General features: G+C 36.5%; 24 protein-coding genes and 1 tRNA gene. 15 read left to right on the forward strand and 10 right to left on the reverse strand.

Translation table 11 applies throughout. From position 1 onward, the window contains the following. Positions 1-54: 54 nt before the first annotated feature. Positions 55-294 (forward strand): helix-turn-helix domain-containing protein, encoded by a 240-nt coding sequence (locus tag A3EE_RS0105140; protein WP_018342371.1) that lies wholly within the window; start codon positions 55-57, stop codon positions 292-294. Between the two features lie 165 nt (positions 295-459). Here the strand turns inward: A3EE_RS0105140 and A3EE_RS0105145 are convergent, their stop codons facing one another. Further along, positions 460-780 (reverse strand): hypothetical protein, encoded by a 321-nt coding sequence (locus A3EE_RS0105145; RefSeq protein ID WP_018342372.1) that lies wholly within the window; start codon positions 778-780, stop codon positions 460-462. A gap of 170 nt (positions 781-950) precedes the next feature. On the opposite strand from A3EE_RS0105145, the gene A3EE_RS21195 reads away from it, so the two are divergent. Then, positions 951-1,373 (forward strand): helix-turn-helix domain-containing protein, encoded by a 423-nt coding sequence (locus tag A3EE_RS21195; RefSeq protein ID WP_018342373.1) that lies wholly within the window; start codon positions 951-953, stop codon positions 1,371-1,373. A 158-nt stretch (positions 1,374-1,531) separates the two neighbouring features. Here the strand turns inward: A3EE_RS21195 and A3EE_RS20050 are convergent, their stop codons facing one another. Continuing rightward, complete coding sequence (locus A3EE_RS20050; protein ID WP_018342374.1) at positions 1,532-1,864, reverse strand: hypothetical protein; 333 nt, start codon at positions 1,862-1,864, stop codon at positions 1,532-1,534. Between the two features lie 91 nt (positions 1,865-1,955). Here A3EE_RS20050 and A3EE_RS0105160 point away from each other — a divergent pair, with 91 nt between their 5' ends. Together A3EE_RS0105160 and A3EE_RS0105165 are read left to right on the forward strand one after the other, a co-directional pair. Continuing rightward, on the forward strand, positions 1,956-2,177 hold the full coding sequence (locus A3EE_RS0105160; RefSeq protein WP_018342375.1) for a helix-turn-helix domain-containing protein: 222 nt from the start codon (positions 1,956-1,958) through the stop codon (positions 2,175-2,177). Further along, a complete protein-coding gene (locus A3EE_RS0105165; RefSeq protein WP_018342376.1) occupies positions 2,174-4,213 on the forward strand; it encodes a DUF2075 domain-containing protein in 2,040 nt (679 codons plus the stop codon). Before A3EE_RS0105160 ends, A3EE_RS0105165 begins: the two co-directional genes overlap by 4 nt. A 3-nt stretch (positions 4,214-4,216) precedes the next feature. On the opposite strand, the gene A3EE_RS0105170 is transcribed toward A3EE_RS0105165, so the two are convergent. From A3EE_RS0105170 to A3EE_RS20055, 3 genes are all read right to left on the reverse strand, one after another. Next, positions 4,217-5,077: a hypothetical protein gene (locus A3EE_RS0105170; protein ID WP_018342377.1), complete on the reverse strand. Its 861-nt coding sequence runs from the start codon at positions 5,075-5,077 to the stop codon at positions 4,217-4,219. Positions 5,078-5,083: 6 nt separating this feature from the next. After that, positions 5,084-5,641: a hypothetical protein gene (locus A3EE_RS0105175; protein WP_157446893.1), complete on the reverse strand. Its 558-nt coding sequence runs from the start codon at positions 5,639-5,641 to the stop codon at positions 5,084-5,086. A gap of 223 nt (positions 5,642-5,864) precedes the next feature. Next, the gene (locus tag A3EE_RS20055) at positions 5,865-6,089 is read right to left on the reverse strand and encodes a hypothetical protein (RefSeq protein WP_018342379.1); all 225 of its coding nucleotides are present in this window, start codon (positions 6,087-6,089) and stop codon (positions 5,865-5,867) included. 242 nt (positions 6,090-6,331) lie between these two features. On the opposite strand from A3EE_RS20055, the gene A3EE_RS21785 reads away from it, so the two are divergent. Continuing rightward, positions 6,332-6,505 carry a hypothetical protein gene (locus A3EE_RS21785; protein ID WP_018342380.1) on the forward strand — a complete coding sequence of 58 codons (174 nt, stop codon included), beginning with the start codon at positions 6,332-6,334 and terminating at the stop codon, positions 6,503-6,505. A 202-nt stretch (positions 6,506-6,707) separates the two neighbouring features. Here A3EE_RS21785 and A3EE_RS0105190 read toward each other — a convergent pair whose 3' ends face one another. Beyond that, positions 6,708-6,995: a barstar family protein gene (locus tag A3EE_RS0105190; protein WP_033417594.1), complete on the reverse strand. Its 288-nt coding sequence runs from the start codon at positions 6,993-6,995 to the stop codon at positions 6,708-6,710. Between the two features lie 560 nt (positions 6,996-7,555). Continuing rightward, complete coding sequence (locus tag A3EE_RS0105200; RefSeq protein ID WP_018342383.1) at positions 7,556-8,176, reverse strand: Crp/Fnr family transcriptional regulator; 621 nt, start codon at positions 8,174-8,176, stop codon at positions 7,556-7,558. Positions 8,177-8,285: 109 nt separating this feature from the next. Here A3EE_RS0105200 and A3EE_RS0105205 point away from each other — a divergent pair, with 109 nt between their 5' ends. The 7 genes from A3EE_RS0105205 (at position 8,286) to A3EE_RS0105235 (ending at position 10,680) form a co-directional block, all read left to right on the forward strand. Continuing rightward, positions 8,286-8,525 (forward strand): YgaP family membrane protein, encoded by a 240-nt coding sequence (locus A3EE_RS0105205; protein WP_245553805.1) that lies wholly within the window; start codon positions 8,286-8,288, stop codon positions 8,523-8,525. A 1-nt stretch (position 8,526) separates the two neighbouring features. Beyond that, positions 8,527-8,985: an OsmC family protein gene (locus A3EE_RS0105210; protein WP_018342385.1), complete on the forward strand. Its 459-nt coding sequence runs from the start codon at positions 8,527-8,529 to the stop codon at positions 8,983-8,985. 2 nt (positions 8,986-8,987) lie between these two features. Further along, positions 8,988-9,167 (forward strand): DUF6132 family protein, encoded by a 180-nt coding sequence (locus A3EE_RS21790; protein ID WP_245553806.1) that lies wholly within the window; start codon positions 8,988-8,990, stop codon positions 9,165-9,167. A gap of 12 nt (positions 9,168-9,179) precedes the next feature. Continuing rightward, entirely contained in the window at positions 9,180-9,419 is a 240-nt protein-coding gene (locus A3EE_RS21795) for a rhodanese-like domain-containing protein (RefSeq protein ID WP_018342387.1), read from the forward strand. A 9-nt stretch (positions 9,420-9,428) separates the two neighbouring features. Then, the gene (locus A3EE_RS0105225; protein WP_018342388.1) at positions 9,429-9,743 is read left to right on the forward strand and encodes a rhodanese-like domain-containing protein; all 315 of its coding nucleotides are present in this window, start codon (positions 9,429-9,431) and stop codon (positions 9,741-9,743) included. After that, the gene (locus A3EE_RS0105230; RefSeq protein ID WP_018342389.1) at positions 9,743-9,961 is read left to right on the forward strand and encodes a hypothetical protein; all 219 of its coding nucleotides are present in this window, start codon (positions 9,743-9,745) and stop codon (positions 9,959-9,961) included. Before A3EE_RS0105225 ends, A3EE_RS0105230 begins: the two co-directional genes overlap by 1 nt. Positions 9,962-10,050: 89 nt before the next feature. Beyond that, complete coding sequence (locus A3EE_RS0105235; RefSeq protein WP_018342390.1) at positions 10,051-10,680, forward strand: thioredoxin domain-containing protein; 630 nt, start codon at positions 10,051-10,053, stop codon at positions 10,678-10,680. 344 nt (positions 10,681-11,024) lie between these two features. Here A3EE_RS0105235 and A3EE_RS22250 read toward each other — a convergent pair whose 3' ends face one another. The 3 genes from A3EE_RS22250 to A3EE_RS0105255 form a co-directional block, all read right to left on the reverse strand. Beyond that, entirely contained in the window at positions 11,025-11,324 is a 300-nt protein-coding gene (locus A3EE_RS22250; RefSeq protein ID WP_026209609.1) for a GIY-YIG nuclease family protein, read from the reverse strand. 67 nt (positions 11,325-11,391) lie between these two features. Continuing rightward, positions 11,392-11,473, reverse strand: a tRNA-Leu gene (locus A3EE_RS0105250). A gap of 241 nt (positions 11,474-11,714) precedes the next feature. Then, a complete protein-coding gene (locus A3EE_RS0105255; RefSeq protein ID WP_018342392.1) occupies positions 11,715-12,494 on the reverse strand; it encodes an SAM hydrolase/SAM-dependent halogenase family protein in 780 nt (259 codons plus the stop codon). Between the two features lie 114 nt (positions 12,495-12,608). Between A3EE_RS0105255 and A3EE_RS0105260 the strand changes: the two genes are divergently transcribed. The 3 genes from A3EE_RS0105260 to A3EE_RS0105270 all read left to right on the forward strand — a co-directional run bounded on the left by A3EE_RS0105260 (position 12,609) and on the right by A3EE_RS0105270 (position 17,528). Further along, complete coding sequence (locus tag A3EE_RS0105260; RefSeq protein WP_026209610.1) at positions 12,609-13,598, forward strand: PhoH family protein; 990 nt, start codon at positions 12,609-12,611, stop codon at positions 13,596-13,598. Beyond that, positions 13,591-15,462: a T9SS type A sorting domain-containing protein gene (locus A3EE_RS20060; protein ID WP_018342394.1), complete on the forward strand. Its 1,872-nt coding sequence runs from the start codon at positions 13,591-13,593 to the stop codon at positions 15,460-15,462. The genes A3EE_RS0105260 and A3EE_RS20060 overlap by 8 nt, the downstream gene beginning before the upstream one ends. A gap of 188 nt (positions 15,463-15,650) precedes the next feature. Beyond that, the gene (locus tag A3EE_RS0105270; protein ID WP_157446894.1) at positions 15,651-17,528 is read left to right on the forward strand and encodes a ComEC/Rec2 family competence protein; all 1,878 of its coding nucleotides are present in this window, start codon (positions 15,651-15,653) and stop codon (positions 17,526-17,528) included. The last annotated feature ends 11 nt before the right edge of the window (positions 17,529-17,539 follow it).

A 17,539-nucleotide genomic window follows, 5' to 3' on the forward strand; every position in this document is an offset into this window, starting at 1 on the left:
TTTATTAGGTAAAGTTTAACAGGTTTTTTTATGACCTTTCATAAAAAATAATCTATGGCAAAGATTAAAAACGAAACCTTAGACCCACGACTGGAAAAGGTCGGACAGAAGATAAAAGATCTACGCATCAAAAAAGGCTATACTTCATACGAACAGTTTGCCTTTGATAACAACTTACCTCGCTCCGGTTACGGCGATCATGAAAATGGAAAGAATATGACATTAGCTAGTCTGATTAGATTGTTGGATATTCATGAAATAAGTCTGAATGATTTTTTCAAATCGTTTAAATAAGCCCAGACCATTGATTACAATGATTCACATGATTTACTATGATTGTTCATTATGTAACGGACCATTATAACTTTTCCATTTTCTGCCATAAATAAAAAAACGACTGATTGAATTTTCAGATGTTCTTAATTAGTGCATTCAGCGTAATCAGAAAAATCAGCGTAATCAATGGTGATTCTTTATCTCCACATACATTTCAAACACCGCTTCCTTCCATCCCTCCACATCTGCAGGAGAAACCTTCTCACAATGCGCATCCAGTAATGCAGTATACCATTCATACAAACTATCGGATCGCTGATCAAAGCCTGCCAGTGAAAGAATAAGCGAACTTAGATCACAGGTATAGGTACTATCAAAACCAACTTTTACAAGACCATTTATATGACGGCGGTTCTTCATTTCTTCAGAAATAAGAAAAAGCATAATCTCCGATGACGGCGGCAATTTGAAGAGCTTCAGGTTGTCCGGTAATTCCATATTCATAGCTTTTGATTGATGTTTGTGATGATTATTTACTGATTAAAGCCCCCGCTTCTCTCTTAAACAGTTTGTATTATTGCCCATTTCTCTTACCTTTATTTTCGTATTTTTACTGACAAACAAATAAAAGGTAAAATATTGTCTTTGTCAATATTTTACTAAATAATTTATCCATGAACAATTTCGCGTTAAATATTCAGATACTTCGAAAATCAAACGGTTTTAAACAGTCTGATTTTGAAATTATTAAGATAAAACGAACTACCTGGAACAATTACGAGTCCGGAAAGTCAGAACCTGACATTGATACAATTTTACGCATAGCAAACTTTTTTGGAGTCGATCTGGAAACGCTTTTAGTAGAAGATCTGAGTAAAAATGAACACCTGATTTCGAAAATTGATACATTAAAAAAGCCTATTACCAATGCTGAGAATGATTCGAAACCGAACATGGCAATGGAAGATAAAACGCAATACTACACCGAGAATGCAAAAAATATGCAGCAGGTTATTGACACACAAAAACAATTAATTGATAGCCTGAATACGAATATTCATTTTTTGCAGAGCCGGGTACAGCAGTTGGAGAAGTAGAATTGGCTATGCTTAATTTTTTGCGTTAATCTTCATTTTCTTCTATAAACAAATAATTGCACCTCAAGCATTCGTGCAATTGAGTCTGATACTTTGTACAGAATAAATCCATAATAATTTTTGTACGTACTCCACAATATGGACAAGTTGTGGGCTGATCATTTCGCATGAAGATTTCCATCTGCACAATCTTTAATAAATAATTCTATATTTCTATTATCTGTAATTAACTTATTTGTTTCTTCCACTGAATCCATTTCATACCATTCATGATCCAGTTCCGAATCAAAAGGAAAACGATAAATCAATGGAACCTCGCAGGCCTTTGGAATAAAATATTCCTGATCAATCAATACTTCTTTCAATTGTTCCTCAATAGTTTCTATAGAAAGCTGATTTGGATTACTAAAAATGACAGAACCATATTGCTTAAAGTTAGCTGTATCTCTGTATTGATAATTGAAGCGGACATTTTTGATTAGCTTTTCCATAGCTTAAATCACATTTTTTAATACAAATATATAAAAAATATGACACTTAAAGTCCGTTGACTTAAAAACTACAATAAGATAGCTTGCTTAAATGGATATCAAGCTTAAAATAGGTGCTAGAATCAAGGAATTAAGAACTGAATTGGGGTTGTCCCAAGAAGCATTTGCATATAAAGCAGGAATAGATAGAACGTATGTTTCTGACGTAGAAAATGGAAGAAGAAATATTTCAGCTGAATTATTAGAAAAAATAATAATTGCCTCTGAAATAACCTTTGCTGATTTTTTTAACACAAAGGAGTTTAAGAAATGAGACCAGCCTATTACCGAAATTCAATAGATGGTTTTCTAAAAGAAGATGACAATTCTATCCTTGGCAAATTAAGCTTTGAAAATAGTCGTTTTGTTCAACAATGGACCGTTGGAACCCTTTCATGGAATGACTGCATAAAATTATTAAAATTATCCTTCAAGAAATTAGTAGAAGTAAATGAAAATTTTTCCAATTGGCATTTATTATTAGAATATGAAATCCCAAGATTAGCCAGCAGAATTGATGCTGTTATTATTGCGAACGATGTCATTTTAGTAATTGAATTTAAAATGGATCGCAAAACATATGAAGCTGCAGACATCAGACAAGCGGAAGATTATGCACTTGATTTGAAAGACTTTCACTTAGAAAGCAGAAACAAACCAATTATTCCAATCTTATTTTCTCCACTTGCTCCAGATAAAAATCAAACAATAATTAAGCATTCTAATGTTAGTCATTGTTTGCTAGCTAATCAAAATAATCTACATTCAATTATACTTGATGCTTATAAAGTCAATCATTCAAGTGATCTAAAGATAGATTTAGATACATGGGAGAACAGTGTATATAAACCAACGCCAACAATAGTACAAGCCGCAAAAGCATTATTTGCAGGACAAAAAGTTGAAGACATTTCGAACTCAGGAGCAGATTCTGTGAATCTTACTTTGACATCTGATTATTTAATTAATACGATTCAAGATGCCAAAACAAAGAATAAAAAAGTTGTTTGTTTTGTTACTGGCGTCCCGGGCGCGGGTAAAACATTAGTAGGACTAAATATCATCCATGAAAAGGAAAAGTTTGATGGAGATGAATTTGACACTGCATACTTTTCAGGTAATGGACCATTAATTAGCGTATTAAAGGAAGCATTAGCACGAGACAACCATGATAAGCAAGTTATTAAATATATAAGCGAAGGAAAACAAGGAAACAAACCAACAAAAAAGGAATCTGCACAATCTATAAAAGGCAAAATTCAAAATCTCCATTCCTTTATTAAAGAAGGTATACGTAATCAGCAAGCACCAACAGAAAAAGTCGTTGTTTTTGATGAAGCACAAAGATGTTGGAATGCAACACATTTTTTTAATAAATCGAAGCAAAACCAAAACAGAGAAACGAATCCATTTGACTTACAAGAAAAGTCTGAAGCCGAATTGTTATTTGAAATAATGGACAGACATAAAGATTGGTCTGTTATAATTGCTTTAGTTGGTGGCGGTCAAGAAATCAATACAGGTGAGGGTGGAATTGCAGAATGGGGCAAAGCATTAAAAATTAAATATCCCCATTGGAACATTCATATATCTCCCCAACTATTATTGGGAGACACATCAACAGCAAATCAAATGCTATTTGATACTTTACCGAAGGATATAGTTATTTTAAAAGAGGAAAATTTACACTTGAAAGTAAATCAGCGTTCATTCAAAGCAAACAATTTCAATGAATGGGTAAACGCAGTATTGAATAACCAGCCTGAAAAAGCAAAGGAAGTATACAATACGATAAAAAAAGATTTCCCAATTCTTCTAACACGAGATTTATCTGAAGCTAAAACATGGTTACGTAGTAAAGTAATTGGTAACAAACGCATCGGCTTGGTAGCCTCATCGGGAGCAGTACGTTTAAAATCAGATGCAGTAAATATAAAAGATAGAATAGAAGTTGAACATTGGTTTTTAAACGAGGCAAAAGACATTCGTTCTTCTTATTACCTTGAACAAGCGGCAACAGAATTCGATATTCAAGGTCTTGAAATTGATTTCTGCTGTTTGTGTTGGGACTTGGATTTGGCCTACGATCAAAAATGGATCGCACAAAACTTCAATGTGTCAAATTCTAAATGGTCTTCAAATATTAAAGACGATACACAACGCTATTTAATCAATAAGTATCGTGTACTTTTAACTCGTGCACGCGAAGGAGTTGCTATTTGGATTCCCAATGGTGATAAATCTGATTTAACAAGACCTAAGAAAGAGTATGATAAGATTTATGAGTATTTAAAAAAGTGCGGATTATAAGACTTATAATTCAAGATTTTTCTTAATGTTTATAGATTGATTAAGCGAACTTTCAGTCAATGCTTCTATATCATCAAATATAGTATTTAATTTTTCATTGATATTTCCAACTCTTGAATCAAAATATTTAACGAAAAATTTTCGCCTTTTATAATAGCTTAAATATGGAAGTAGAGATATAAGTAAAAAAGATAAAATAAAACTTACTTTTAAAACGGTTATTAAATAAACTTTATCTATTGTTTCAAAACAAATAGTATTGAGTAATATTAAAGAATATTTATAATGTACTAAGTAACCAATGCCAACCGAAGAAATAAAAAAAATAAGATATATTATCATTAATACTTTGCTACTCATTAACTTTTCAATATAAATCTCATCAATTTTGCCTTTAGCTTGCAAAGTCAACCGCCAGTTAGCGTATCTATTATAACAAATCGAAATTAATGATATAAAAAAAACAGTAATGAAAGTAACTGTATCACCTATTGCTTTTTCAAAACCACTTAAAATAATTAAGCTTAAAAAAATAGCGCCTGTAAGATAAAATTGGGATCTAAATGCTGTACCATCAAATATTGCATTTGAATGTACAATTATTTTTCGCAATAAATTTAATTGAATTTCTGCAAGGTCTTTTTTATCATTGAGCCATTTTTTAGTTCTTTCAGACCCTCCAATCAAAACCGTCAAATGAGTTTCTCTTAATGATGCAGAATACTTTTCTAATATTGTTGCATAGGCATGAAAAGATGCTACATTTATATAATCTTTAAAACCTGAAAGTCCACTATATGCAAATGTAAAAGCAACAAACAATTCGAAATAAGAATTGAAATCTCCGATTTTTAATTCATCCATAAAATATTACTTACTACAAGCTAAATCTACTTTTTTTAGTTTGTCGAAGTGCTTATCAAAAATTGTATTTAAAAGTTCTGCGACTTCTGGCTTATTGAAAGAAACAAATGCTGTATGTTTTTCATTATTCGTTTCTAAACGAAACATTCTATTATCCCCTGTAGTAAAATGATGTACATAATTATTATTAGAAGAAATAGATTTAATATCGTCAACAAAATCTTTTGACGCAATTTTGATAACTATATTTTCAGGAATTGATTCGTATTTACTTGTTAGTTTTTGTAGAAATTTATTTTCTTGAGTTATAGCAGAGTCAATAATTACTTTTACAATTCTATCGTTTGATAAAAATTTCGTTATTGAATTAAAATATTCATCTAAAGTAGAAAAACTCCCACGCATACCATTTGAGTATATTCTTACAATTTCTTCAGCAGTATCAAAAATTGAAGAATTGACTATTGCAGCATGGTATATACCATCATTTTCGAATAAAAGTCCGTCTTGCAACTCAGCTAGCTTTTTTACTGCTACTCTATAGTCTTCAATAGACTTTTTCATGTCTTTCATATTTTAATAATTATTTAAAAATCTAAAATATTTATATTATTCACTTTTTCAATATTACTTACTTAAAATAGAATATGCAAATCCAATCTTCGAATATTCCTATTGTAGTGTATTTATACGAACAATAACTTTTTTTAGTTATATTTTTCATATTTAATTATTAATCATAGTGCTTCATTTATTTAATTTAAAGAATCTAAAACACCAATAATTTCTAGAAATTCCCCCAACCCTTCCTCATCTTCAAAACAATTTCACATTCAATTGCATCATCAAAATATTTAATGAGCTCAAGAATAGAATTAAAAAAATAATAGTACAAACCATCGCGGTTGTATACATACACAATCGCTTTCCGCATTCCATTATCTAATAAAATTGTTTCGATTGTTCTGGACGGTCTGATATAAGCCACATCAATGGCGTAATAGATATTCATACCAGCAAGTAAGTAAAAGAAGGATCAAGTATCACCCCGATATAAGTGACAACCGAAGCATTTTATATGATACCTTCTCAATTCCCTTATCCCCCCCAACAGAAGTATAGCACAAGGCTGCTTACCCCACCCTTACCCCATACTTGTCCCATAGTTATCTCATCTCTATAACGAAACAATCCTTGCATCCCACCCGAATAAGCTTATCTTTATAGAATACACTTTTAAACTAACCAACCGTTATGAGCACACCTTCTTCACCTAAAAAAATTACCTGGGCATTGGGTCTGGTATTTGGGATCCTTGGCATCCTTGGCCATTATGTGCACATCGAGATGCTGAGCGAATACAGCTATGCGCTTTTACTAACAGGCTTTGTGGTTCTGGCAGCAGGCACCACATTTAAAGAATTGTAGTCTTAATTATAAATTATGAATTATGAATGGAATGTCTGGCCTGGGCAAGGGAATAAGTCTAATTCATCTATCTCTCAACCCGGCTTTTGAACCTGTTTTAATACAGAAAGTATATGTCATTCATAATTCATAATTCATAATTCATAATTCATAATTCATAATTCATAATTCATAATTCATAATTCATAATTCATAATTACCTTCAGTCCATCAAAAATTCTACATGTTCGTGACTGAGAATAATATCCATTACCGTATCGGTAAATTCCTCTCCCAGGTCTTTTTTACTTTTCTCATAGTTGGCCCATTTTAAAGAGATGGGTTCTTCGTAGTCGTGTACGCCAAAACCACCACGCAGCAGATCGTTAAAGGCATTGAGGTTGTGCCCTGTTTTCCAGTCGAGATTCTTCGTTAAGATCTTATCTACTTCGTTATAAAAACCTTCTTCGTCGGAGAAGTTATTGCCGTCTAGTACAAGTATATTTTCCATATACCCAATATGCATTGTAAATTCCAAACGACAAAAACCAAATTTCAAAGGGATGAAGAATGCAGTCAAAGACTGACGAAAGACTGGGCACCATTCATCGCTGCGCTAAGACTGGAGCCAGTGAAGGCAGTTGAATTTAGTACACCATTCGATAACGAATAATCATAGTAAATCAGTTTAATCAGCGTAAATCAGCGGTTCAGACAATATTTGACCCCGCTGGGGTCACCGTTTCATTAACAACAGATGGATGATAAACCACGCAGCGTGAGGGATAGCAGCGGAAATCCTTTTTTGCTTTTCGCAAAAAAGATTGAAGCGGATAGCCCGGCCCGCAGGGACACGCTAGAATTGATAAATCATTGATCGTTCACAACGCTTCATTATCAAGAGCAAATAAAAATCCTGCCCATCCCGCAATCCTATAATCGTGTCTAGTCTGGCGCTAATAAAAAAAGACTCTGAAGAATAACCTTCGAAGTCTTTTTAGCCTATACCCAAATGGTAGTTGAAACCAGATAAATAATGACGTTTATGGAGCATTATGAGGGGTAGATTGTTTAAAGTAAGGTAATTTTATTCCTTTCAAGTTTCAATGTTCCGTTTATTTCTAATTGCTTTAAAAGCCTTGATACAACAACCCGTGCTGTTCCCAATTCATTGGCAAGCTGCTCGTGCGTAATCGAAAGAATTTTGCTTTTTGTGTTGTCAGATTTCTTATGAAGAAAATCTAACAATCTTTCGTCTACTTTTTTAAACGCCACAGCATTTACAACTTCAAGCAATTCCTCAAACCGCTTATGATATAGTTTGAATATATAATCCAGCCATTCGGGAAAGTCTTTCAAAAGCACACCGACTTTATCAACCGGCAGCAGCAACACTTCTACATCTTCTTCTGCTACTGCCTTTACTTTGCTTGTTTCGTGATGGATGCCTCCTAAAAAAGACATGATGCAGCTTTCTCCGGCTTTAATATAATACAACAATATCTCCCTTCCATCTTCTTCGGTTCGCATCACGCGCAGGCTCCCTTTAAGTACAATCGGAATCGCCTTTATATAACTGTCTTCATTCAGAATCACATCATCCTGTTTAAAGTTCTTAACAACACCATAGGCAGAAAGTCGCTGCCACATTTCAGGCGAAGATTTCAATTTCGATATATTTTCCAAATCCATAGATTTCAAATTATTGTTGCTCAGCAATTTACTTATTAACTGTTGAATTATTTAGGTGAATGTAACAAAAGTAACTGACCAACAATTCACATTCACCGAATTTAGCAGCATGAATTCAACTAAACCATCCGATATGAAGATAAAACATAATATGGGAATGATCGACAGAGTCTTTCGTTCCTTACTTGCTGCCTTAATAATAGTTCTGTATTTCACTCAAGTCATTAATGGAGTAACAGCAATTATTCTGCTGGGATTGGCAACGATATTCATTGCGACAAGCTTTATCGCATTTTGTCCGTTGTACCTGCCTTTTAAAATAAATACAAAACAAAAAGACACACACTGATATGGCACATGAAGTAGAAACCCAATGGATGGGTAAAATGCAATTCAATGCATTGATAAACGTTCATACGGTTATTATGGATGCCCCCGAAAAATCTGGAGGAGAAAACTCGGCTCCGATTCCAAAGCCCTTCGTACTTACTGCTTTGTCGGGCTGCACAGGCATGGATGTAGTAGCCTTGTTACGAAAAGAAAAAAAAGAGATGGACTCCTTTGATATAAAGGTAACGGGAGAATTAAGCAAAACTGCTCCCATACAATACACATCCATTCATCTTGAATATTCTTTCAAAGGGAGTGTGCAAAATAAAGACGCTGCCCTTGAGGCAGTATCCGACTCGCAGGAAAAATACTGTGGTGTAAGCAGCATGTTAAAGAAAATCATGCCTGTTACCTGGGATATTGTTTACAATGGGACCTTGGTCTTTTCCAATAAAACCGTATCCATATCAGAACCATGAACATGATAAAAAAATATAGAATTACTGCATTGGGTTTGTTGATTGGAGCACTTGCAGGCTATATGTATTACCAGTTTGTTGGATGCGCCAATGGAAGCTGCCCCATAACATCAAATCCAGTCAACAGTACGATGTATGGTCTTATAATGGGTGGCTTACTATTCAATATGTTCAAAGCTTAAAAAAACGAAAACATGACAATCATTGATGTAAGAAGTCCTGAAGAATACAAATCAGGGCATGTAGAGAATTCGATGAATATTCCTTTGCAGGAAATACCTCATCGCCTGAACGATATTAAGTCGTTTACACAACCAATTATTTTATGCTGTGCAAGCGGCAATAGAAGTGGTCACGCAACGGCTTTTTTAAAAGAAGAAGGAATTGAATGCTCGAATGGCGGTTCCTGGTTAAATGTTCAACAAAAAAACTAATAATAAATTATGATAGGCTTTTTAAAAAATTTATTCGGCTCAGGTACTCCTATTGATTATTCTACTTTAGTAAAAAACGGAGCAACAATAATCGATGTACGAACAAAAGGAGAATATCAAGGAGGACATATAAAAGGTTCGTTGAATATTCCATTAGATACATTAAAAAGTAATTTATCTAAACTCAAAAAAGAGAACCCAATTATTACATGTTGTGCTTCAGGAATGCGTAGTTCTTCAGCCAGAAGTATTTTAAAGGCCAATGGTTTTGTTGAAGTATATAATGGCGGCGGTTGGTCAGGATTGCAAAGCAAAATAAAATAATGGAACGTATTAAACACACGTTATTTTCGGATTGGCACTTCATGAGGTGGCTTCGATTGATTATTGGTATAGTAATTTCAATTCATGCATTTCAATCCCGGGATATTTTATCTGGTTTGCTTGCTGCATTTCTATTGTTTCAAGCTGTATTGAATACAGGTTGTTGCAGAAGCAATGGCTGTGATTTGCCTTATGTAAAGAAAAAAAATAATACTTAACGTATATGAAAGTATTCCTGATTATTTCCACAACATGTATTCTGTTGTCAATCTTTTCGTGTTCTACTACACAAGTGAAACAAGAGAATATGTTACTAACGCCTATTGAATTTACTGAGAAAATAAAAGAGAAACATTCATCTACAATTATAGATGTGCGAACGCCCAAAGAATATTTAAAAGGGCATTTACAAAACGCCATAAATATTGATTGGAACGGAGATGATTTTGAAAAACAGATTTCTCTATTGGATACATCAAACTCTGTTTTTGTGTATTGTTTGAGTGGAGGGAGGAGTTCTTCAGCGGCTGATAAAATGCGCACTATGGGCTTTTCAAAGGTTTACGAATTAAATGGCGGGATTCTGAAATGGCGTGATGCAGGTTTTCCTGAAACGACCAATACGGTAAATAAATCAATAGGAATGAGTCGACAACAATTTGATGCTCTCCTTATTTCTGACAAATTGGTATTGGTGGATTTTTATGCTCCTTGGTGTGCGCCATGTAAAAAAATGAAACCTTATTTGGATGAATTAGAAAAAGAGAGGGAAGATAAATTTATTTTACTTCGCATTGACGCTGATGAAAATCAATCATTATTCAAAGAACTTAAATTAGCAACGTTACCAACCTTGTTACTTTACAAGGATAAAAAACTTGTTTGGTCACATATAGGTTATATTGGTAAAGAGGAAGTTTCTAAACAATTGAAGTAATAGTTCGATAACCGCTCTGACTCCCTTTTTCATTAAAAATGTAATAAACATCGAACTTTTCAGAACGTTTTTTATTGAGTGTAACTAATACTTCCTGTATAAAATTTACCCAACGAATCTGAAAAAAGAATATAAACAGATGCCATAAAAATTTTAGCTCTAAAACAATAAAGAGAAACACCGCTTGCGTAATGTTTCTCTTTATCTTGCCTGTACCTAGAGTCGGAATCGAACCGACACACCTCACGGTACACGTCCCGATAACTATCGGGATTGAGTCGTGCGCGTCTACCATCCCGATAGCTATCGGGACCGCATAGCTATCGGGACCACCAACCGGAATACTATGAATATATTTGAATCAGTTTTTCAATTATCTCAGGATATTGCTTAAGATTTTTGATATAAACACTACTCTTCATACGTTTGATATGACCCTCAATTTTACGCGCTTGCTCATAGCCCATCCCGATAGCTATCGGGACTGATATCAAAAGAAATACTTGCCAATCTTCTGCTTTCGACGTAAAACTTGTGTTATATACCTTCAATCGATGTTGTTGCAACCGATCATCTATGTCCTTACAACTTCCTATATAATATTTACCCAACGAATCTGAAAAAAGAATATAAACAGATGCCATAAAAATTTTAGCTCTAAAACAATAAAGAGAAACACCGCTTGCGTGATGTTTCTCTTTATCTTGCCTGTACCTAGAGTCGGAATCGAACCGACACACCTCACGGTACACGATTTTGAGTCGTGCGCGTCTACCAGTTCCGCCATCCAGGCAAATCATCCACATCTTCTATGTGGGGTTGCAAAAGTAGAAAATTTGGCTGAAAAAACAAATTTTAGTTGCTAGTTACTAGGTACTAGTTGCCAGATTAGAGTATAGAAAATTAGTTACCAACTACTTATAAATAAAAGTTTCTAGTTGCAAGCTACTAGTTTCTAGAAAAAAAATAATTCGTGAAGTTTCATAACATGAAAACTGGCAATCATTTCGAGTCTAGTGACTGGAAACTAGTAACTAGATACTCTCCGCAAATTTAATCTGTACCTGACTATCATACTGTAGCCCTAACAACTCAGACGCATTTCCGTGACAAATTGCGATTTCCAGATTGCCGCTGCTGTTAAATACCGCTACGCACTCCCCGCTCTCTACCGAGCTGTAGGCCTTTGAGATCTGTTCCACCTGCTCTCTGGAAAACATCACCGAATACGGTCTGCCGTCGTGCACCTTATCAAACATTTCCTGGGTGATATTGGTAATGAGATTGCCGTAATGATCCACATGCACTACCCTGCCCCAGATCTGGTTTTTGGTCACTTTTACCTGCGGAAGCATCATCGTACCCAAACCTTTCAATTCAACGCCCATATTGTAAATGGAACTGCCGCTGGCCAATGCTACGGCACTGGTAGCAAGCGTACTCCGTTCCGGAAAAAGGGGCGAATATTTATCGTCTTTGCGTAGTTCAATCATTACCGTTGGCTGCTTATCACTCAACAGGGAAAAGAAACCATTGTCTATGCCTACAAAATAATGTTCTTCGAGCTTCAACGCCACCAGTTTTTCTCTACCGGAAATAGGCGTATTCACACAGACCAGATGCACCGAGCCTTTAGGGAAATCACGAAAGATGTTGCGCATCACATAGGCCGCATGCGGAATATTGAAATGCTCAATTTCGTGCGTAATATCAACGATCTGCATGGTATGGTTGACCGATAAAATTTTTGCCTTAATCGAAGCCACATAGGGATCGCGCCAGCCAAAATCGGACATAAAAGTAATAATCGCCATGAACCAGTCTGTCTTTTTAGTATATTTGTTAAAAGCGAAAAACGGTAAAACCTGTAAAAGTAAAAATACATTTTTTTATCGTGATTGCTATAACAATTAATACTGATTGCATTGATCGTAGAAAAAATAATCAACCTGGAAGATCTGCCTATTGCAGAATTCATGGGTGTCCATAATAAGAACATCAACGAGGTAATTACAGCTTTCCCCAAGTCTAAGATTATCAGTCGTGGCAATGAGATCAAGATCATTGGCAACCTGCTGGAGGTACAACGTATCTCAGATGTGATCGATACGCTTCAGATCTATTTCCATAAATATGGATATCTGGATGATAAATACGTGCGCTCTATTTTAAGCTCTGATGAGCTTGCTACACAGGACGGACTTACACCTGCAGAAGGCGGCACAGGAAGCAGCGCTGCAGCGGATGACGACATTATTCTGCATGGCAACAAAGGCATCATCATAAAAGCACGTACACTCAATCAGCAAAAGATTGTGAAAGGCATCCGCGAAAACGATCTGATGTTTGTGCTTGGCCCTGCCGGTACGGGTAAAACCTACATCTCTGTAGCACTTGCCGTACGTGCGTTAAAGAATAAAGAAATTAAAAAGATCATCATCACCAGACCTGCTGTTGAAGCAGGAGAAAGTCTGGGCTTTTTACCCGGTGATCTGAAAGAAAAGATCGACCCATACCTGCGTCCGATCTACGATGCCTTAGAGGATATGATCCCCGCAGAGAAATTAAAATATTATTACGAGAACAACGTTATAGAAATTGCGCCCTTGGCTTACATGCGTGGACGTACCTTGCACGGTGCATTCATTTTATTGGATGAAGCACAGAACACCACAGCCATGCAGATCAAAATGTTTTTGACGCGTATGGGTAACAACTGTAAAATGGTTGTAACGGGTGATAGCTCTCAAATTGATTTGCCACGCAATCAGAAATCGGGCTTGGTAGAAGCAACTAAAATATTGAAAGGCATTCCGGGTATTGCCCAGATTGAACTGGATAAAAAAGATGTAATGCGCCATAAACTTGTTGAACGTATTCTGGAGGCTTACGAAAACGAACAAAAGAAAAATGAATAAACTGTTACTGATTTTTTGGATATTTTTTTGTGTATGCAGTACAGGCATGGCTCAAACGGGCGACCGTTGCGGTTCGGGAGAATACATAGAACATTTGAAAGCAACGCAACCCGAAGCATACAAACACATTCTTCTGTTTCAAAAACAACTAACCTTACATCCGAACCAATCTCTTCGCACGTCTACATCAACAGATACAATTATAAAAATACCGGTTGTGATCCATATCATTCACAACAATGCTGCAGGTATTATTGGCGGCACAAACAATAACAACATCAGCGATGCGCAGGTGCTTTCACAGATAGAAGTGCTTAACAACGATTACCAGCGTTTGAATGCAGACTCGGTAAATACACCTCCCGGTTACAAACCCATTGCTGCAAATGTGAAACTACAATTCTGTCTTGCTAACAGAGATTCGAATGGTGTCTATTCAACCGGCATTACACGCACCTACAACAATCAGTCAACCTACACCGTTGCAGATGCAACACTGCTGAGTCAGCTTGCTTATTGGCCAAGCGATCAGTACCTGAACATTTGGGTATGTGACCTCAACGGTGGTATACTTGGTTTTGCACAGCCTCCGGGCGCAACAGGCGTTCCCGGTTTAAATCCATCAGATGGAGTTAAAAAAACAGATGGTGTAGTAATTGATTACAAAGCATTCGGGAAGGTTGGAAATGTTTATGTAACAAAATACAATTTAGGCAGAACCACCACGCACGAAGTGGGCCACTGGTTTGGCTTGTCGCACCCCTGGGGCGATTTCAACAGCGGCGATTGCTCCTTAACAGATTATTGCAACGATACACCTCCTTGTGGAAACGTCTATGAATCGGCTTATCCGGCATGCAACAACATCCCTTCCGGACCGAATACGGTAGTATGTACCCCTGCACGTATGGTTCAGAATTATATGGACTACTCCGACGACGGGTGTATGAATTTATTTACAGAGGATCAGAAGTCCAGAATGCGCACCACCATTGAACTCAGCGCCAGACGCTATGCCTTGCTTTCTTCCTTAGGCTGTTGTTCCATTCCAGCAGGCATCAATACGCCGTATGAAAAATCGTTTGAAGATGGAGACATTGCATCCGATGGCTGGACAACAATAAATCCAAACAGCAGCAGTACCTACACCAAAGGATTTGAACTAAGCAATACCAGCGCATTCAACAATGGTAGCTATGCAATCTCTGTCACCAACGACAGTGTGTATGTTGAAACCGATGCAACTACTCATAAATACGTATTCAGTTACGTGTCTCCGTATTTCAATTTAAGAACAACATCCAATCCGAAGCTTCGGTTTAACTGGGCTTACAGTCCACTTGCCAACAATCCCAAAACAGATAGCATTGTTATTTTCATCTCCACAGGCTGTGCTGATAATTTCGTTCCACTGTATACATTTTATGGATCGAACTTTAGCAGCACATCAAACCCTAGAGCATCATTTGTTCCGGGAGCAAACGAATGGAATACAACAGAGATCAGCCTCGTTGGCTATGCGACGAATACAGTTGTTCATCTAAAGTTTGTTGCGTACTCGAAAGGCATCAATACATTTTATCTGGACAACATTAATATTTTACAATCCTCTGATACGTTTACTGCAACGCTGTTTCCTAATCCAACGAGTGATGTACTGAATATTAAAATACTGTTTAACGGAACAAAAAATATTGATTACATCATCTACAATATGCTGGGCCAGCTTGTTTTCAAAGCCCACGATCAGGAAGTATACAGCTATACAAAACAGATCGACCTATCATCGCTGGCTAGTGGTGTATATCTGATCCAGGTGTCAGATGGAGGCAACAGATATGTCTACAAGATTGTGAAGCAATAAATACCGCTTGAAAAAAATCAACCGCAAAGTACGCAAAGAAAAAAACGCAAGGAACACAACTGCTTTACTTGCGCCCTTTGCGAAAAATCCTTGCGTTCTTTGCGGTTGATTTTCAATATCATTTTACAAATTTTTAGAATACTTTTTGAATTACAGCTATGGGGGAAATTACACGGAAACATATTCCTATGTTTCGGTACAGCTTATTTTTATTGGCAGGCATATGCATTGCACGGTATATAGATATACCCGTCTGGATCGTTTGTCTGATCGGAGCAATCAGTTTAAGCTATCTGATCTTTCGTTTTTTTAAAACAACCGCACAATACCAAATCCATTTACTCATTTCAATAAGCATGGTAATGATCTGCTTGGGCATGCTGCGTATGCAGCTCTGGCAGCAGCATGAGACAGGAAGGATGAAACAGCTTCGCATCAGTTCGTTCCCGCAGAAGCAATCGTTTCAAACACAATTTGAGGCAACGGTAATCAACTCCTCTTCGTTCGAATTCTTTGATACAGAAACTTTTTTAGTAATCTGTAAAGACACACATGTGGTGTTGAACTACGGAGATGTGTTTTCAACTGCAAAACCTGCATCCGAAATTGACGCGCCGGCATTCCCCTTTGAATTCGATTATAAGACCTATCTGTTTAGCAATGGCATCACGCACAAACTTGAACTCTGTTCCATTACAAAAGATACCGTACATGGTCTTACACATGCCTTCTATCAATGGATTCAGGCAAGCAGAGTTCAGTTTAAAAAATCTACCGCACAGATCTTCACAACTCCTGAATCGAAAGGCTTAGCGGAGAGTCTGTTGTTGGGTTATCGTGAGGAGCTGGATAGAGAAACAAAGGACTCTTTTTTGAAAAGCGGTGTCTCGCATTTATTAGCGGTGTCGGGCATGCATACCGCATTGATTTATGAAATGCTGTTTCTGATCTTTCTGCCTTTCGGAAGTTCACAGAAACATCGTTTTGTATTTCTGGCAACTGCCTTGTTTGTGCTAACATACTTTACGTTATTAAGCGGATGTTCCACTTCTGTATTGCGAGCATCCATCATGTGCAGCATGTTTGCCGTTGCCTATGCATTCCGCAAACGCGGCAGTGGTTTAAATACATTGGGCACAAGCATCCTGATCATACTTTGGTTCAGCCCATACCAGCTATGGAATCTGGGCTTCCAGCTTTCCGTCCTGGCAGTGATCGGTATTTTAACTTTACACCAATTCATTTCACGACAATTCGATTTTAAAAACCGTGTAAGTAAATATTTTTTTGAAGGATTATCCATAACTGTTTGCGCGCAGCTTACCACCTTACCTGTTGTATTGTATCACTTTCAATCCTTTCCGCTTTATTTCATTCCGGCAAACATGGTACTCATCCCCATCTCAACCATCGGTTTATTTGCCAGCATGATCAGCATTTTTTTTGTCGGACTCGGCATTCATTTCACATGGCTGTTCAACTGCACACAATGGATCATAGAACTGTTTGCAAACACGGCAACCTACTTTGCTTCTCTACCAAACAGTTCCATACAACCGATTGCTTTCAGCGCCGTAGAAGCCATTCTGGTAGCTGCTATTCTTTGCACCTACATTCAGTTTCCGTTTATACTGAAAAAGAAAACGCTTATTGCAGGCATTCTGATTTGCATTAGCTGGACTGCATTCCGGATCTATAACGAGTATGTAAGTGAACATAAAACAGACCGCCTGTTTATTAGCCATGGAAAGAAATCAGCCATCCTTTCTATAAACGGATTGGATGCAACTATGTATTCACAGGTTCCTGTAAAACCCTTTGACAAACTAAAAATAAAAGCCTTTTACAACCTGCGTGAATTGAACGAATATCCTACAAACTCTTCTTATAGCGGTTTAGCCGCTGAAATTCCAGCCCACAATCTGATCTGGATTACCCGTAAAAATTGCACAAACGTTCCCTTAGCAATCGAACATACGTTTTCATATAAAGAACAGGATAGCATGGTTTATAGCGCTAAAAAATTCCATTCTTTAAAAGTAAAAAGCATTGTTTCACTAAAATGATATGATAAATT

It is taken from the genome of Cytophaga aurantiaca DSM 3654 (genome assembly GCF_000379725.1).
GTDB classification, from domain to species: Bacteria; Bacteroidota; Bacteroidia; order Cytophagales; family Cytophagaceae; genus Cytophaga; species Cytophaga aurantiaca.

Bases quoted from the DNA above. Each gene is read 5' to 3' on its own strand.
- A3EE_RS0105140 (WP_018342371.1), top strand. From the start codon at position 55: ATGGCAAAGATTAAAAACGAAACCTTAGACCCACGACTGGAAAAGGTC.
- A3EE_RS0105145 (WP_018342372.1), bottom strand. From the start codon at position 780: ATGAATATGGAATTACCGGACAACCTGAAGCTCTTCAAATTGCCGCCG.
- A3EE_RS21195 (WP_018342373.1), top strand. From the start codon at position 951: ATGAACAATTTCGCGTTAAATATTCAGATACTTCGAAAATCAAACGGT.
- A3EE_RS20050 (WP_018342374.1), bottom strand. From the start codon at position 1,864: ATGGAAAAGCTAATCAAAAATGTCCGCTTCAATTATCAATACAGAGAT.
- A3EE_RS0105160 (WP_018342375.1), top strand. From the start codon at position 1,956: ATGGATATCAAGCTTAAAATAGGTGCTAGAATCAAGGAATTAAGAACT.
- A3EE_RS0105165 (WP_018342376.1), top strand. From the start codon at position 2,174: ATGAGACCAGCCTATTACCGAAATTCAATAGATGGTTTTCTAAAAGAA.
- A3EE_RS0105170 (WP_018342377.1), bottom strand. From the start codon at position 5,077: ATGGATGAATTAAAAATCGGAGATTTCAATTCTTATTTCGAATTGTTT.
- A3EE_RS0105175 (WP_157446893.1), bottom strand. From the start codon at position 5,641: ATGAAAAAGTCTATTGAAGACTATAGAGTAGCAGTAAAAAAGCTAGCT.
- A3EE_RS20055 (WP_018342379.1), bottom strand. From the start codon at position 6,089: ATGAATATCTATTACGCCATTGATGTGGCTTATATCAGACCGTCCAGA.
- A3EE_RS21785 (WP_018342380.1), top strand. From the start codon at position 6,332: ATGAGCACACCTTCTTCACCTAAAAAAATTACCTGGGCATTGGGTCTG.
- A3EE_RS0105190 (WP_033417594.1), bottom strand. From the start codon at position 6,995: ATGGAAAATATACTTGTACTAGACGGCAATAACTTCTCCGACGAAGAA.
- A3EE_RS0105200 (WP_018342383.1), bottom strand. From the start codon at position 8,176: ATGGATTTGGAAAATATATCGAAATTGAAATCTTCGCCTGAAATGTGG.
- A3EE_RS0105205 (WP_245553805.1), top strand. From the start codon at position 8,286: ATGAATTCAACTAAACCATCCGATATGAAGATAAAACATAATATGGGA.
- A3EE_RS0105210 (WP_018342385.1), top strand. From the start codon at position 8,527: ATGGCACATGAAGTAGAAACCCAATGGATGGGTAAAATGCAATTCAAT.
- A3EE_RS21790 (WP_245553806.1), top strand. From the start codon at position 8,988: ATGATAAAAAAATATAGAATTACTGCATTGGGTTTGTTGATTGGAGCA.
- A3EE_RS21795 (WP_018342387.1), top strand. From the start codon at position 9,180: ATGACAATCATTGATGTAAGAAGTCCTGAAGAATACAAATCAGGGCAT.
- A3EE_RS0105225 (WP_018342388.1), top strand. From the start codon at position 9,429: ATGATAGGCTTTTTAAAAAATTTATTCGGCTCAGGTACTCCTATTGAT.
- A3EE_RS0105230 (WP_018342389.1), top strand. From the start codon at position 9,743: ATGGAACGTATTAAACACACGTTATTTTCGGATTGGCACTTCATGAGG.
- A3EE_RS0105235 (WP_018342390.1), top strand. From the start codon at position 10,051: ATGTTACTAACGCCTATTGAATTTACTGAGAAAATAAAAGAGAAACAT.
- A3EE_RS22250 (WP_026209609.1), bottom strand. From the start codon at position 11,324: ATGGCATCTGTTTATATTCTTTTTTCAGATTCGTTGGGTAAATATTAT.
- A3EE_RS0105255 (WP_018342392.1), bottom strand. From the start codon at position 12,494: ATGGCGATTATTACTTTTATGTCCGATTTTGGCTGGCGCGATCCCTAT.
- A3EE_RS20060 (WP_018342394.1), top strand. From the start codon at position 13,591: ATGAATAAACTGTTACTGATTTTTTGGATATTTTTTTGTGTATGCAGT.
- A3EE_RS0105270 (WP_157446894.1), top strand. From the start codon at position 15,651: ATGTTTCGGTACAGCTTATTTTTATTGGCAGGCATATGCATTGCACGG.